This is a genomic window from Vibrio sp. R11-SG3-ISO9, assembly GCF_059834255.1.
Window position 1 is genome coordinate 25,643 of the sequence record NZ_JCBDGU010000057.1, and the last position, 14,157, is coordinate 39,799.

General features: G+C 41.8%; 22 protein-coding genes and 1 pseudogene. 11 read left to right on the forward strand and 12 right to left on the reverse strand.

The features are described from left to right. Nucleotides 1-90: 90 nt before the first annotated feature. The 7 genes from AC6R05_RS23250 (at nt 91) to AC6R05_RS23280 (ending at nt 4,108) form a co-directional block, all read left to right on the forward strand. Nucleotides 91-621 (forward strand): 2-thiouracil desulfurase family protein, encoded by a 531-nt coding sequence (locus AC6R05_RS23250; protein WP_500648815.1) that lies wholly within the window; start codon nt 91-93, stop codon nt 619-621. 25 nt (nt 622-646) lie between these two features. After that, on the forward strand, nt 647-1,801 hold the full coding sequence (locus tag AC6R05_RS23255) for an MFS transporter (protein ID WP_500648816.1): 1,155 nt from the start codon (nt 647-649) through the stop codon (nt 1,799-1,801). A gap of 178 nt (nt 1,802-1,979) precedes the next feature. After that, nucleotides 1,980-2,297 carry a low molecular weight protein tyrosine phosphatase family protein gene (locus AC6R05_RS23260; RefSeq protein ID WP_500648817.1) on the forward strand — a complete coding sequence of 106 codons (318 nt, stop codon included), beginning with the start codon at nt 1,980-1,982 and terminating at the stop codon, nt 2,295-2,297. Nucleotides 2,298-2,403: 106 nt separating this feature from the next. Continuing rightward, nucleotides 2,404-2,799, forward strand: coding sequence for a hypothetical protein (locus tag AC6R05_RS23265; RefSeq protein WP_500648818.1), 396 nt, complete (start codon nt 2,404-2,406; stop codon nt 2,797-2,799). 155 nt (nt 2,800-2,954) lie between these two features. Next, nucleotides 2,955-3,233 (forward strand): hypothetical protein, encoded by a 279-nt coding sequence (locus AC6R05_RS23270; RefSeq protein ID WP_152470893.1) that lies wholly within the window; start codon nt 2,955-2,957, stop codon nt 3,231-3,233. Nucleotides 3,234-3,298: 65 nt separating this feature from the next. Continuing rightward, complete coding sequence (locus AC6R05_RS23275) at nt 3,299-3,664, forward strand: nucleotide pyrophosphohydrolase (RefSeq protein ID WP_500648819.1); 366 nt, start codon at nt 3,299-3,301, stop codon at nt 3,662-3,664. Nucleotides 3,665-3,709: 45 nt separating this feature from the next. Further along, nucleotides 3,710-4,108: an NUDIX hydrolase gene (locus tag AC6R05_RS23280; RefSeq protein ID WP_500648820.1), complete on the forward strand. Its 399-nt coding sequence runs from the start codon at nt 3,710-3,712 to the stop codon at nt 4,106-4,108. A gap of 77 nt (nt 4,109-4,185) precedes the next feature. On the opposite strand, the gene AC6R05_RS23285 is transcribed toward AC6R05_RS23280, so the two are convergent. Genes AC6R05_RS23285 through AC6R05_RS23295 form a run of 3 tightly spaced genes read right to left on the reverse strand, consistent with a single transcriptional unit; the run spans nt 4,186 to nt 5,612 of the window. Next, a complete protein-coding gene (locus tag AC6R05_RS23285) occupies nt 4,186-4,647 on the reverse strand; it encodes a hypothetical protein (RefSeq protein ID WP_500648821.1) in 462 nt (153 codons plus the stop codon). 13 nt (nt 4,648-4,660) lie between these two features. Beyond that, complete coding sequence (locus AC6R05_RS23290) at nt 4,661-5,104, reverse strand: ankyrin repeat domain-containing protein (protein WP_500648822.1); 444 nt, start codon at nt 5,102-5,104, stop codon at nt 4,661-4,663. Between the two features lie 10 nt (nt 5,105-5,114). Next, nucleotides 5,115-5,612: a hypothetical protein gene (locus AC6R05_RS23295; RefSeq protein ID WP_500648823.1), complete on the reverse strand. Its 498-nt coding sequence runs from the start codon at nt 5,610-5,612 to the stop codon at nt 5,115-5,117. A 153-nt stretch (nt 5,613-5,765) separates the two neighbouring features. On the opposite strand from AC6R05_RS23295, the gene AC6R05_RS23300 reads away from it, so the two are divergent. From AC6R05_RS23300 to AC6R05_RS23310, 3 genes are all read left to right on the forward strand, one after another. Then, nucleotides 5,766-6,665, forward strand: coding sequence for a LysR family transcriptional regulator (locus AC6R05_RS23300; RefSeq protein ID WP_500648824.1), 900 nt, complete (start codon nt 5,766-5,768; stop codon nt 6,663-6,665). A gap of 254 nt (nt 6,666-6,919) precedes the next feature. Continuing rightward, nucleotides 6,920-7,168 carry a type II toxin-antitoxin system Phd/YefM family antitoxin gene (locus AC6R05_RS23305; protein WP_005377003.1) on the forward strand — a complete coding sequence of 83 codons (249 nt, stop codon included), beginning with the start codon at nt 6,920-6,922 and terminating at the stop codon, nt 7,166-7,168. Beyond that, nucleotides 7,158-7,448 (forward strand): type II toxin-antitoxin system RelE family toxin, encoded by a 291-nt coding sequence (locus tag AC6R05_RS23310; RefSeq protein ID WP_285466029.1) that lies wholly within the window; start codon nt 7,158-7,160, stop codon nt 7,446-7,448. The genes AC6R05_RS23305 and AC6R05_RS23310 overlap by 11 nt, the downstream gene beginning before the upstream one ends. A gap of 115 nt (nt 7,449-7,563) precedes the next feature. Here the strand turns inward: AC6R05_RS23310 and AC6R05_RS23315 are convergent, their stop codons facing one another. Beyond that, on the reverse strand, nt 7,564-7,935 hold the full coding sequence (locus tag AC6R05_RS23315) for a hypothetical protein (RefSeq protein ID WP_285466030.1): 372 nt from the start codon (nt 7,933-7,935) through the stop codon (nt 7,564-7,566). 136 nt (nt 7,936-8,071) lie between these two features. After that, entirely contained in the window at nt 8,072-8,533 is a 462-nt protein-coding gene (locus tag AC6R05_RS23320; protein WP_285466031.1) for a hypothetical protein, read from the reverse strand. 95 nt (nt 8,534-8,628) lie between these two features. Here AC6R05_RS23320 and AC6R05_RS23325 point away from each other — a divergent pair. After that, nucleotides 8,629-9,654 (forward strand): annotated as a pseudogene (locus AC6R05_RS23325) (IS110 family RNA-guided transposase). A 366-nt stretch (nt 9,655-10,020) separates the two neighbouring features. Here AC6R05_RS23325 and AC6R05_RS23330 read toward each other — a convergent pair. From AC6R05_RS23330 to AC6R05_RS23360, 7 genes are all read right to left on the reverse strand, one after another. Continuing rightward, nucleotides 10,021-10,497 carry a hypothetical protein gene (locus AC6R05_RS23330; protein ID WP_285468463.1) on the reverse strand — a complete coding sequence of 159 codons (477 nt, stop codon included), beginning with the start codon at nt 10,495-10,497 and terminating at the stop codon, nt 10,021-10,023. 123 nt (nt 10,498-10,620) lie between these two features. Next, on the reverse strand, nt 10,621-10,947 hold the full coding sequence (locus tag AC6R05_RS23335) for a hypothetical protein (RefSeq protein ID WP_500648825.1): 327 nt from the start codon (nt 10,945-10,947) through the stop codon (nt 10,621-10,623). A gap of 136 nt (nt 10,948-11,083) precedes the next feature. Beyond that, on the reverse strand, nt 11,084-11,932 hold the full coding sequence (locus AC6R05_RS23340) for a hypothetical protein (protein WP_285468461.1): 849 nt from the start codon (nt 11,930-11,932) through the stop codon (nt 11,084-11,086). A gap of 64 nt (nt 11,933-11,996) precedes the next feature. Next, the gene (locus tag AC6R05_RS23345) at nt 11,997-12,314 is read right to left on the reverse strand and encodes a heavy metal-binding domain-containing protein (protein WP_285468460.1); all 318 of its coding nucleotides are present in this window, start codon (nt 12,312-12,314) and stop codon (nt 11,997-11,999) included. A gap of 175 nt (nt 12,315-12,489) precedes the next feature. Then, nucleotides 12,490-13,074, reverse strand: a complete 585-nt coding sequence (locus AC6R05_RS23350; protein WP_500648826.1) for a hypothetical protein — start codon at nt 13,072-13,074, stop codon at nt 12,490-12,492. Between the two features lie 196 nt (nt 13,075-13,270). Continuing rightward, nucleotides 13,271-13,621: a cupin domain-containing protein gene (locus AC6R05_RS23355; RefSeq protein ID WP_500648827.1), complete on the reverse strand. Its 351-nt coding sequence runs from the start codon at nt 13,619-13,621 to the stop codon at nt 13,271-13,273. 119 nt (nt 13,622-13,740) lie between these two features. Then, nucleotides 13,741-14,058 (reverse strand): hypothetical protein, encoded by a 318-nt coding sequence (locus AC6R05_RS23360; protein ID WP_500648828.1) that lies wholly within the window; start codon nt 14,056-14,058, stop codon nt 13,741-13,743. Nucleotides 14,059-14,157: the final 99 nt, after the last annotated feature.

Consider the following 14,157-nt stretch of genomic DNA (forward strand, 5'->3'; position numbering starts at 1 on the left):
TAAGGATAAATGAACTACAAGAGTTGTTGTTTCCATTCGTTGATTAAAGCGACTCAAGTAGTCTTCGATAGCGTCTGTGAGGAGTCCTGGGTGGATAAAGTTTTAGTCAGTTCATGTTTAATGGGGAACAAAGTTCGATACAACGCTAGTTGCTTGTCCATACCTGAAGCTGATTTGGATTGGCTTAAGTCAAACCTAGAGCTCATAATTTTTTGCCCAGAAGTATCAGCAGGGCTTCCAACACCCAGACCACCAGCTGAAATCATGGCAGGACAAGGTATTGATGTACTAGATGGCTTGGCGAGCGTTGTCGGCGACGACAGCGTCGATGTTACCGCTCAGTTTGTAGCTGGTGCAGAGAACGCCTTGAAGCTGTGTCAAAAGCAGCAAATCAAGTACGCAATATTAGCAGAAGGCAGTCCATCCTGTGGTAGTTCTAATATTTACGACGGTACGTTTAGCGGAACCAAAATCGATGGTTCAGGAGTCACCGCTACTTTGCTAGAGGAGAATGGCATCAGGGTGTTCAGTCAGCATACGATAGCCGACCTTCGTACTGTCCTGAGCAGTCCAGAGATCAACTCTGACAACAGCAACAACATGAGGAAGGAACATTCATGATTAAGTTATTACCGAAGGCCGAAGCGTGAGTCGAGAACACTCAAATATATTTGGGATGGGGATGGTGAGCTTTTTCACCGATATGGCCAGTTCTCTGGTTATGCCCCTATTACCCTTTTTTATTGTTATCGTATTAGATCAAGGTGTCGATAAACTGGGCATTGTTCTCGCCGTAACAACAATCGTATCTTACTTGCTTCGGTTTGTAGGCGGGATTGCCAGCGACAAGATGGACAGCAACAAACAGTTTCTTATCCTTGGTTACGGGTTGTCTGCGATAGCAAAGCCCTTACTTGGATTGACTGAGAGCTGGGTTGGTGTTGCTGGTGTTCGTGCAGGAGAGCGATTGGGTAAAGCCGTCCGTTCCGCTCCTAAAGACAAACTCATCTCCTTATCCGCTCAATCAGACAAAATGGGCGCAAGCCTAGGATTGCATAAAACCATTGAGAAAATGGGCGAAGTATTGGGGCTAGTCATATTGCTCAGTGTCATCGCCTATTTTGGTATGTCTGAATCTGTATTTCGTTCCATGTTCTTGGCGAGTGCGATTCCTGGCTTGTTGTCGATTTTAGTTCTCGCGATATTTGTCAAAGAGATACGCGGCGGTAAAGCCAAAAAGAAACCAACACTGTCGTTCTATCTTGAACCTAAAGTTCGTGGGGTGATCGCAGGCTTCGTCATCATCACTCTGTTCATGTTTAACGAGGCTTTTTACCTGCTTTTAGGAAAAGAGTTTGGTTTGGACCTCCCTACGATTCTCTTGATTCTTATCGTAGTAAAAGCCACTCAAATGCTAGTAAGTAAAAAGATCGGAAGGTTCATCGATAAACGACCAATACGACTGCAGATGGGCCTTGGTTATTTACTCGGCATTTCAGCAAGCGCCTTGCTGCTCCTGCCTAGCTTCACAGCTTACTTGGTCTCTTTTCTGTTGTTCGGTATTCATGAACTCATTATGCTCATCGCGATACGCACTTACATCGGTCAATACGCTGAAGACAAAGGCTCAGCCTACGGTTTCCTCTACTTTGCGATTGCCCTTTTCTCAGCTGCTAGTGCCTATGTGATTGGCCTAACGTGGCAACATTTTGGTTCAACTCATGCCATTCTACTGAGCTGTGCAGGCATGCTGACGGCTGGTATTGTGCTATTCCGATTTAGAGCATTTGATTCTAATTAAAAACTCACACTGCCTAGCCAACAAAAACCTCTAATAAAGATGCAGAATGTTTCTGCATTTTTTATCCCCCAAGCCCATTTATAGTCCTAACTCATTGTCCTATCTACATAAAATTAGTACGATTCGACTAGTGACGCTTCATTCCAGTCACAATGATGTGATTTAGAGAAATTGACCAATGAATGTTCTATTTATATGCAGTCGTAATAAATTACGTAGTCCTACAGGCGAAGTTGTTTTTTCTGATCTACCTGATGTTGAAGCAAGATCTGCTGGCATTAGCAATGATGCTCAAGTTCTAGTAAGCGTCGAAGATATTGAGTGGGCCGATATTATCTTTGTTATGGAACAATCCCATAAAAATAAACTTACGAAGAAGTTTCGCATTCAGGTAAACAAACAACGCGTCATTTGCTTGGGTATACCTGACATATACAAATACATGGACCCCGAATTAATAGAGATATTCAAAAGAAAAGTTCCTCAATACCTTTAACATCACGAGACCTAAACGAGATTCACAGCGCTTGGCATTATCAATTGTTTAGCTAAGTAGTAATACCGTCCGCTACTCTACTAGGCGGTACAAGCATGAGGTATAAATGCGTAATTTGAGATTGATTTTATTATTCTTATTACCTGTCATCATAGTCGGTAATGAGTACTACCCACGCTATAAAGAAAAGCAACAGATAGAAGAACTGAAGACGCAATTCCAAGAACTTTTGTTTGAAGAGGATAAGAAAGTAAGAGTTAGATCCTTAAGAATCGAAGACAACATCATTGCTCTACGGGTTAATATTTCGAACGTAGACCTAAATGATAAGAGCAAGGCTATGATGGCCCGAAACTCTCAGAAATCGTTACCTAAAAAAATATGTAGTAGCGTGGGATTAAGGTCTTGGCTAGCAGAAGGTAAGTGGATTTCGATTGACGTTACCGCTAATGGGACTAAACCAATAACAAACGTTCAGATCACCTATGACAGATGTAAGTAATAAGCTAATGGACTGAGACCTCAAACTAGTGTTATGTAAAAAGGAACTGCATTGTTTTCCCTAGACACATAGATATTGTTTGAAATAGATTCGATACACGTGGCATTCTAACTTGCTTTGCGTTGTGGAAGTAATGGCCATCAAAGGAATTCAAAATGAACAGTAAAAAGTTTGATAGTTGGGGAAAGTTGCGAGAGAAAGGATGCTTAAAGTGGTTGTTACAATCGACTTTGACAGCAGGTTTCGTATATTCCGCCTTGAATGTGGCGCTGTTTTACCCATCTTCAGACGCTCACAGTCTTAGCCAGTTCCTCTCTGAGAATGCGCCTAACTACATCTTCTATACGATCGGCATGTTCTTTGCGTTTTGGGGAATTTGGCTGTACTCCGAATCTTCATATCAAAAAGAAGCCAAGCGCAGAAATAGAGCTTAACTGCTATAAAACAAACCAAAACGCTATTACTCCGATAAAGGCGTTTTACGAGTGAGAGAAATAAAATGAGCAAATCCATCTATATCGCTGGCAGCTTTAAAAACCTAGAGAAGATGCAAGCTATCCATAAAATATTGGCTGATGCTGGTATTAAAACAACTATCTCTGACCCTCTCCAAAGTAATGGTATTGACGTTTGTTTACAGCGTATTCGAGAGGCAGACATTACTTACATCCTTAACTTTGATGGTTACGTAGGAAAGAGCGTCGCTATGGACATTGGCTATGCCTTAGGCCTTGGAAAATCCGTTTACGCGTTAGAAGCGATTGAAGACCCTGGTATAACCCACTTACTAACTCGAGTAGCCACTCCAGATGAGGTCATCCTTGAGTTGCTTAGAGATGATCAAGAACAGCACGTCATAACTTAGCAACTGCACCGAAAATTACGTTAGCACCCAGAAGGAATTGTGACTTTGAAAACCCACGAATGTATCTCTTTCATTATGTTAGATGGGAACAAAATACTGTTAGAGAAACGAAGAAAGGACAAAGAGACCGATCCGGGCTTAATCACTATTCCCGGAGGCCATATCGAAGATGGTGAGACCCAAGTGCAAGCTTTGATGCGAGAAGTGAAAGAGGAACTTGATGTCACGCCGATCAACTACCAATATTTATGTTCGCTCTACCACCCCACACAAGAACTGCAGCTCATACACTATTTTATCGTCGCTAACTGGGATGGTGAGATTCAAGCCCATGAAGCAGAAGGTATTGAGTGGCATGCTTTGGAGTCAGCCACCGTTGAAATAGCGGCTGATGCCATAGCGTTAAAAGAGTTTGAGCGCATTAATGCATTTCTATGCGTTTAATGGTTCTATTAGGAATACTAAAAGATCATTAAGGTTTCCAGCCACTTACTCACTAAACTTGGTGGAGCAATGCATCATCAATCTTTAACAACTGCCGTGTAATGCTCGATGGTCGGGTGAGTGTACTCTTCGGTTTCGTACATGATCCACTGCTGCTCGACAAGCACGTCAGTAAAAGAACCATCTTTAAACGCCCCTCTCCAACGAACGTCAAAGCAAGCTTTGTATTTGCCATTAGCCAGGTAAGAAACCTCTATGCTTTTGATGTCATGATCATCCGACAGCAATCGTTCATGAATCCAGCGGTGCCACTCTAAAAACTCCTGACGAGAGCAGATTTTGTAGTCAGGAAAATCAACATGGACATGCTCATCAACGAGTAGCGCAAAAGCTTCAGCGGGCACGCGGTCTTTGCCAACTGTCGCTCGTTCATACATAGAAAATACACGATGAACAAAGCTCTTGATGTCATTCTTGGTAAACTTGCGCTCACTAAAATGTTGGATGAGCCTGTCATATTCTGACGTTTTACATTCCATTGTCATCACCAACCTACTTCTCAATACTCTTTAAGTAAGCAACGATATCGGATTTATTCTCGTCGATGGCCTTCTCAAGTGGCGTATTGCCATCCAGACCTTCAATCGTAATATCACCGCCATTCGCCACTAAGATTTTCAATGCTGGCAGGTTGTTCCCCCACACCGCATCGTGCAAAGGGGTGTAGCCGTTTCTTGGACCGACTGCATTGACGTCAAATCCAGCATCAATCAGAAGCTCAACGATTCGAGTGTTATCTTGGAACATTGCTGCGTGCAGTGCTGTGCCGCCGTAAGAATCTCGCGCATCGGGATCTGGATTGGTTTTCAACAGCTCAATTACTTTAGCTTCATTACCATGGTAAGCAGCAAGATGAATCGTATCAGCGCAGAACACCTGAAATGCCGCCCCCATTGCAACGGCAAATACAGAAAAAAGAACCGCTATCTTTTTCATAATAGTCTCCTTACTCGACGACTGTCGCTTCTAGCTTAGCCAGTTTTAAAGCGTCGCCAACACGAATAACTTCAAGCTCTTGATGAACCATCATGTCGAACTTCTCTTTAGTTTTTGACGTTGCTTGCCAACGAACGTCATAAGAAACCGTCCAACCAGATGCTTGGTCGCCTTGCACATCCATACTAACGATATCGTGACTGTTCCAAATGATGTTATCTGTCACACCTTGATACCAAGCTAAGAATGCTTCTACAGAATTAATAGGCGTTCCCGGGTATTGCATGTTTACTGGTTGTGCAATGCGATTGACGAAGTAACCTGACTCTCGCTGATGGTCAAATGCAGCAAACCACTGATAAACAAAACTTTTAACATCATTATCGCTCATCTCATAACGTGCTTTTGCATCATAAGTTGTACTGAGTGTGTTGAGGTCATTATTGGCGTGAGCGGCTGATACTGCGATCAGAAAACTAAAAATTAGTGTGGTAAGTTGTTTTAACATAGTGATGACGTGCCCTATCAATAACCGGTGAATTAAAGAGTCGCACTTTAAGGTAGGTTAAATGGACTCTGTTGCATGATTAAGTCCATTATTGACGAGTTTTATCATAACCTGTAGCCTGACATTAATTACTTTATAAATAACCAAAAGTTAATGAAATCGATTCCTACACAGCTGCCAGTCTTCATACAAGTCGCTAAGCTCGGAAGCTTTGCAAAGGCTGCGAGAGAGCTTGGTATATCTGCACCTGCAGTGAGTAAAGCCATTGGCAAGTTAGAGCAAGAGTGGCAAACCAAACTGTTTCTGCGTTCTTCTCACTCTTTGAGCCTAACCCCAGCGGGCGAGCAGCTTTACGCCAGCCTGTCTCCCTCTGTAAGTTCGATTCAAAATGTTATCAGCCAACTCACCGATGACCCTTCCCACATATCAGGAAAGATCAAAGTTAACCTACCTGCGAGTTCGATCGGTCAAGACATCATACTGCCTATCATCATAGACTTTATGAACCTGTACCCAGATGTGGTTTGCGATTTAAGCTTTGATGATAAGAACGTAAGCTTAGTTGAAGAAGGTTTTGACCTTGGCGTCGGCGTATCGATCAACGAAGACTCACGCTTAATAGGAAGGCCCATTCTACAAACTGAGATCGGGCTTTATGCTTCCAATGATTACATCCAACAATTTGGTGCCCCTCGTTCTCTAGACGATTTAAAGAATCATAAATGCATACCGGTTCGTTCAATCACGACGGGAAAAATGCACAAGTGGCGCTTAAAGATCGATGATCATGCCATGCTTCATGAACCTCAAGGTAATCTCGTCGTTAACAACTTCTCGGCCGCAAAAGAAGCCGTGATTATGGGTGCCGGTATCGCTTGTTTAGGGAACTGGATGTTTGAAGAAGCCATCAAACAAGGAAAAGTAACCCCCCTACTTGAAGAGTGCTGGGGAGAACCAATCCCCGTGTGGCTTTACTACTCATCTCGAGAGTATTTGCCATCGCAAGTACGACTGCTCATCGATTTTATTGTAGAGAAGACAAATCGTAACTAAGTGGCCCCAGTAACCAAGGGAAGTAACGATAGTTGCCTGTATTGGAAAAATGATGGAAATGCTTAATTCGAGATGCACCAGATTCTATAAAGGGATGAGCAACGCAATACCTTAGCCTCCGCATAATACCTTAAACACATAAACCGACGCATAGTAAAAATGCCACGCGTTGCGAATCACTCTTAAGCAACTTGTTATACCGCTTGCTAGAGGCTAAAATGACCAAAATAAAGACCACTTAAGAGACCGATTATATGACCACTAGAATTTTAGCCGATGTTGCTGCAAGCATTACTGAGTTGAAAGCTAACCCTATGAAAGTTGCAACTAGTGCTTACGGCGAACCTGTTGCTGTATTAAACCGAAATGAACCAGCATTTTATTGCGTGCCTGCCGAAGCGTACGAAATGATGATGGACAGACTCGAAGATCTTGAACTACTAGCTATCGCTAAAGAGCGTGAATCTGAAGAGAGCATTTCGGTAAATATTGATGACCTATAAACTCGACTTTAAAAAGAGTGCACTCAAAGAGTGGAAAAAGCTTGGCTCTACTCTACGACAACAATTTAAGAAAAAGCTAATCGAGCGCTTAGATAACCCGCACGTTCCGGCTTCAAAGCTTTCTGGAGCTGACAACATGTATAAAATTAAGTTACGTCAATCGGGCTACCGTCTCGTCTACAAAGTTGAAGACGATGTCATCATTGTAACCGTCTTAGCAGTTGGAAAACGCGAACGTAGCGATGTTTACCGTAAAGCCATGAAAAGGTTAGACGATTGATTGCGGTATAACGCCCAATTAAGGGGTGAACAACGCCACCACCCAACCTAACACACTAAACCGTAAACACTAAATTTGAAGTAGAAGCAAAAGTGCCAGGCGTTGAGCATCCCTCTTAAATTGCTTGTTGTGCGCGTTGCCCCACCACTTCAGCTGTTCCAATACAAGCGACTCGGCCTTCAATATCAGTAACTATATCTCCGGATAACTGATGATTAAGCTGAATTTGAACATTAGGTAGACCTATTGGTGCAATATTAATTAAGTACCCATCTTTTATGGTTTCCACTACGTATTTATGCTCGCCAGAAACTTTAAGCTCAGATAGAACGAGCCCTAAATTGCTATCGATTGCCTCTAAAGATGACGCAGACAAACTGAAAACACACTCTCCTGATTCGCCTGAATTGGGAGCTAACAACATGAAACCCACATGTCCACCGTCTATTGTTTTCAGTACCATCGCTTTTGGTAGTTCATAATCCATAAATCTCTCGATATTTAAATACGCTAGCACGCAACGCCGCCATATGGGGCATTGTTTATGGAGTAGTGCTTTGGTGTAAAGTGGCGCAGCCACACCAAAGTGCCGCGGAGTAAACAATGTCCCTATGATGGCCTTGTTAGGCATAATTCTCCTGGATCATGATTGCCAGCGATTTGCTACCAGGCTCTTCGCCCCACTCTTTAAGTAGAAAATCGTTACATAAATCCCAGTCGCTTTGAACAGTGGAAACTGAAAACTCTTGATTTTGGTAAGTAGCATTGCCATTAAACTTAGCAATAACTTTACTGATGAGATTTAGAGCTTTCTGTTGATCTGAACTGGGACGAACTGCGAACGGGTAGACAAGAGAAATAAGGTTAAAGTTTTCCTGAGCGTCTACTTCTTTGTCATTGAATTTGAGCTTAACGTGAAGCAAAGATTCCGACTGCCAATTTTCGGAACTAGCAGCGGAAAAATCATATACATCGTAGTGAAGCTTCGCTCCTAGCTCACGAAACAAACGATTGCCTTTGCCTGCTCCCATTGGTTCAGGCAACGCAATATTTATTTCTTTTTCTTCGTGAAGTTCTCCCCACATAGAGCACTCTCTCCGACGCCTAACGAATGACATGGATTCCCCCCCTACCGAGGATCTGACACACTTATGTGGTACTTAAATGCATCGGAGGCACCATGTCTGATTATTCTTATTTTTGCGGTATCGACCTAGCTAAAAACTACTTTAGCCTTCATGCCGTAGACCAAAATGGTAAAGTCATACTTCATAAGTCAGTAACACGCTCTAAACTATTGACTACAATAGCAAATATGCCACTCATGCGTATAGGCGTTGAAGCGTGTGGTAGTGCACATTATTGGGCCAGAACACTCAATAAACTGGGTCATGACGCCCGCATTATGGCTGTTAAATACGTAATTCCTTATCGAACTAAGGGAAAGAACGACCTTAATGATGCTGTTGCTATTTGCGAAGCTGTTCAGCGACCCTCAACTCGCTTTGTGCCCGTAAAATCCCCCGAACAGCAAGCCATCCTATCTGTACATAGAATGAGAGAGCATTAGGTTCGTGAACGCACCGCGCTTATGAATCGCATGCGTGCTCTGCTTTCGGAATTCGGATTAATCATTCCTGTTGGTCGTTCTTCATTGATGAAACAGGTTCCCTTAATGCTCGAAGGTGCAGAAAATGAACTGCCACTCCCTGCAAGAACATTGATAGCTGATGCTTATCATCACCTTGGCGAACTCAACCAACGTATCGCCGATACTGAACAAGTCTTCGATTCTTTTGCCAAGGTAAACACTAATGTCCAGCGAGTGATGAAGGTTCGAGGTATTGGGCCACAAACCGCAACAGCAATACTCGCTTCAATAGGTAACGGCTCTCAATTTGATAAAAGTCGCGACTTCTCTGCTTGGCTAGGCTTAGTACCAAAGCAATATTCCACTGGAGGAAAGCCTCGTTTAGGCCGGATAACCAAACACGGCGACAAATATTTGCGAACACTATTAGTTCACGGGGCAAGGACCGTGATTGCCAACCTTGGCGACAAGCAAGATAAGCTAAGTCAGTGGTGTCGAGGCGTTCTGGAGCGCAGAGGAATGAATCGAGCGATAGTGGCACTTGCCGCGAAGAGCGCACGAATTATATGGTCGCTTTTACACAATCAAACCGAATATGAAAACTACGCTGCTTGAGTAGAAACTTAAGCAGCAGAAAGAGTTAAACCCACCGGGTCATTGCAGACGCTAATGATGGAGATAGGTCAAGACCACTTGCGGAGAGCCTGTTAATGCGGCGGATACACGAGATGTCATCTAACGAATGAGGCACCGCAGTCGCGCAAAGTCATCAGGGCCACAACGTATGCGAATCGTCGATAAGTAGGCCGAATGTAGAGCGGCAATCCAAAACCCATCAACATAAGTTTAGCGGATGTTTGACAACTGAGGGAGACCATATATGTGAGCAACGTAATACCGAAGCTTCCGCTTACTATCTTAGTCACCAAAACTAGCGCATAGTGAAAATGCCAAGTGTTACAAATCAACCTTAAACAATTTTTATGAGTACTTAGTTTGAATCTCCCTCAAAAGGCTCAATACGGACTGTTCTATAAGTGGTTCAAGATCTGCAAAACCAAACTCAGGTCTAATATGAAGGATTGAGTTAAAATGTAGTAGACCTCTAATATACCTGCTCCAACTAAGCTTGTTTGTTGAACGCAATGTTTCAATTGTCTCACCACTAACCAAAGAAATAACATCAAACTCTATTGTCACTAGAGGGCGCCAACCTAAGATTGCTCCGAAGCCAAACAATAACGAACCTCTTCTATGAAATGGCACACGAACAGCGAGAGCAATATCGTGTGTAGTGAAACCATCTTCAGGCACCGAACTCAATGGCAATAGTTCTACTAGTTTGAAGCGAATATCATCAGTTAAACTGACACTATCGGATGACATGGAGTATTCATCTATAACTTTTAACAGATCTCTTCTAGGCGAAACTTTTATTGAATCTAAATATACAACCACTGAAACTCCATTGTACTTGTAACGTTCTGTTAAGGTATGAGTAACGCATTACCGGTTCCGCTTCAGTCGCCTTCAACACTAAAAACAACGTATGATTAAAATGCCACGCGCCAGATATCAACCTTAAGTAATTTGTGACAAAGCGGATTTAAAGACAATATCATGGCCTTCTACTTCAATTACCCCAAAATCGCCTTCTATAGAAAGGATGCCTTGTAAATAAGACACTCCTTCAACTTCACCTAATGTCGGAATGCCGCTTAAAGTCGTCTTTCTAGCAGATAACTGCATTCCCTTAAAACGAACCGTTATCGCTTGACCTTGCATATTACTGACAAAGAGTTTGACCTTCTGTTCGGACTCCAAAAGGAATAGCATTTCAATATAGGCATCATCAAAACTCTGATTCAGCGAGAGTAACTCAGAATCAATTAGACAATTTAGTTCCATATTTTTCCAGGCGTTAACCCCCTTTTTTAAATACCTAGCAACGTTACCATCTACCCAAAATATTGGGCCGTAAGCACTGAAAGTGATTCAAACAGAGAGTACCACACGTCGTGGTTCACTCTAATTTACTACTAGGCTAATATCTACGCCTATCCACGCTACTATTGATAGTAGCTATTGACGTTACAAACCCTTCATAAGCCGGATAAGATAATGACATAACACTCTCAGTCGTTTCTGAAAACACTAGCTCACGATCTAAATCGTACTCAAACTGACTATTAATAGTCATATTGATAGCCATTTTAAGTTTATCAAGCTTAACTTCCATATCCCCGCTCGCGGTAGATTCGATAAATGCTGTACCATCTTTAATCTTGACCAACTTTCGAGTTCCATCAACAACCATAGAAACCTTCATTTCAGGATGTAATGGCACGTCCATCGTAGCTTCAAATGGATACACACTTCCTAGCTCATACTTTTTGTGGTAAATCGAAAGTTCCTTATTAGGAAGTTCAAGCATTCTCTTTATCGAATCTTCTATTAGCTCATTCGACTGAGGTGTTTGAACCACGACATCAGAATAGGCACCATTCTTAGAAAGAGTCCCTTCAACAGAGATACCAACCATGTCCATATCACTCGGAATTTCTAATGCTATATACTCACCATTAATTTTTTGATACCTCTCAAATTGGGTAAATATCGTACGAAACATCCACTGGGCATTTTCGTCACTTATTACAACCTTAGTTTCTTCACTACTTATTTCTTTAGTATCGATAATGCTTGGGAACTGTGCTCTTACATCGATAGGAAGACTATCCAGATTTCCATCAAAACTAATATACATTTGACTTTCTTTAGTCTCACTAGTGACAGTTGTCGTATTCGGTTTATGTTCATCAACCAAAACCGCATCAGCCATCACTGGCAGTGATATAATATATAACGCTGTTAAAAATTTAACGCTACTCTTCATATTACTCTCTATAATCCACTAATTAACCTAAAGCCAAGCGCTTCAAATCACTCTTAAATACTTGTTATTTTTGTAGTTTTACAGCTGTGCCAAACACTAATATTTCTGATGCCCCATCAGTAACTGAGCTAGTTGTGAATCGTATTCCCACTATTGCATCAGCATTTAACTTTTGTGCATCTTCTATCAATCGCTCTACCGCTATATTTCGCGCTTCCATCAACATCTCGGTATAGCCTTTGAGTTCGCCGCCTACAATACCTTTTAAACCAGCCATGATATCTCGACCAACATGTTTAGACTGAACCACGTTGCCATTGACGATACCTAATACAGCCTCAATTTCCTTGCCAGGAACAGTTTCCGTTGTCGTATAAATCATAATTTCTCCTCAGAACATAAGTCCTTGTTTAGGTGTGAGGCACGCTATGCCAATGCCTCCGCATACCATCTTAACTACTAAAACCGCAGCATAATAAAAATGCCACGCGTTGACAGTCTGCTTAGATTGCTTGTTAGAATTTGATATCCAAAAACTATAATTTAACGCCTTTCTTCTAGGGCGAAAAGTACAAGGCACATTCTAATGAAGACAGTCCCTCACAAATGGCTGTTTGTATATCTAATTCTTTCTGAGTTTTCTTAGGCTTCCTGGGATTCTTTTTATGAAGCTCTTGAATAACTAAATACCCCCAATAACCTCTTCGTGCAGTGGCAAAAATTTCGTCTCCAACTGAAAAATAATGAGATCCTATGTTGTGTAAATCATATGTAAGATCTCTTTCGCCGTCGTTTATACAGAGGTACTTTACTGTTCCACTTTTAACTGAACGCTCACCTTTACAAGTAACCGTATAATTGATTTTTACTACTTCGTCACTCATATAATTTTCGTTAGAAATTGACATGCCGATTCTTATAAAAATAAACAGTGGAATGACCCAAATGGCCATGAGCGAGTTACTAACTAGGGGTTTTCCATATTGTCTATGTTCCACAATTATGTTTTCGGCACGTTTGTCTTTTTTTATTTTATAGATATATAAAAAAGCAGTTAAAGTAACGGCTAGGAAAGCTGAAACATAAGTGAAAGCACCATTGTCGAGAGTATTGTGATATACCGAAAATCTTGCCTTAAACACGAGAATCGATACAAAAACCAACGGGGCTATAAATGATATAAACTGAATGCTGCCTCCTAAAGTTCTAACGCTGCATTAAGGGGTGAACAATGCTTCCACCCAACTTAAAACCTGTGCCCTAAACACTGACTCAGATTTGGATAAAAATGGCCAAGCGTTAGGAGTCCCAACCTGTTAAGCGATTTGTTATGGTGATTTACTTCGTACTTGCTTGGATAATGAGTAATTCGATTTCTGAGTCAGACGTATTCACTAAGCCATGTGTACCGTGAGGTTTATTCACAATCATATCTCCAGAAATCACCTTTCTAGGCTTTCCCTCAATAGTCATGGTCCCTTCACCTTTTAAAATAATATACATTTCTTCATCATCACCATGAGTATGCTCTCCCATGGAGCTTCCCGGTGGCATTACAACTCTAATGGCAAAATCCCAAGCTCCTGAAAAATCTTTGCGTCTAAATGCTCGGTAGATATCAATTGAGCCTTCACCGCCATGGCTATTTTTATCGACTTCTTTATCACAACTGTAAAAATTACGTATCATTTATTCTTAGTTTCCATTCATAACGCCGTATTATGGTGTGAGCGACGCTTAGCTATACTTGAGCGAAACGCAACCACCTAGCGTTACGAATCACTCTTAAACAGTTGTTATATTCGAATCTATTCTCTGTAAGGCGTAAAGTTTATGTCATAGCCAAAAGGATTTTCCTTTGGTGGTTCTTCAGGCTCTGTCTTATATATCTCAACTTTTCCTTTACCATGAAATCCTACTTGTTCACCAATAACGTTTAACATGTCACAAGCTTGATCGGAATCCAGTGCCCAAACTTTAATTGCCATAAAAGCAGGACCAATAGGACAGTCGAAGCCATGTGAATTGTCGACGACTGTACCATCCGCTAACACAGTGAAATGAGTGTAGGGAGTCTGATCCTTTCCATATCTAAGTCTCAGTTTCCAATCCGAATTATTTTCCATTCTTACTACATAGAACATAACGTCGCATTCAAGGGGTGAGCAACGCTACCACTACACGCAATTTAAACTCAGTCAACACTGAACTTGACCCGAACCAAA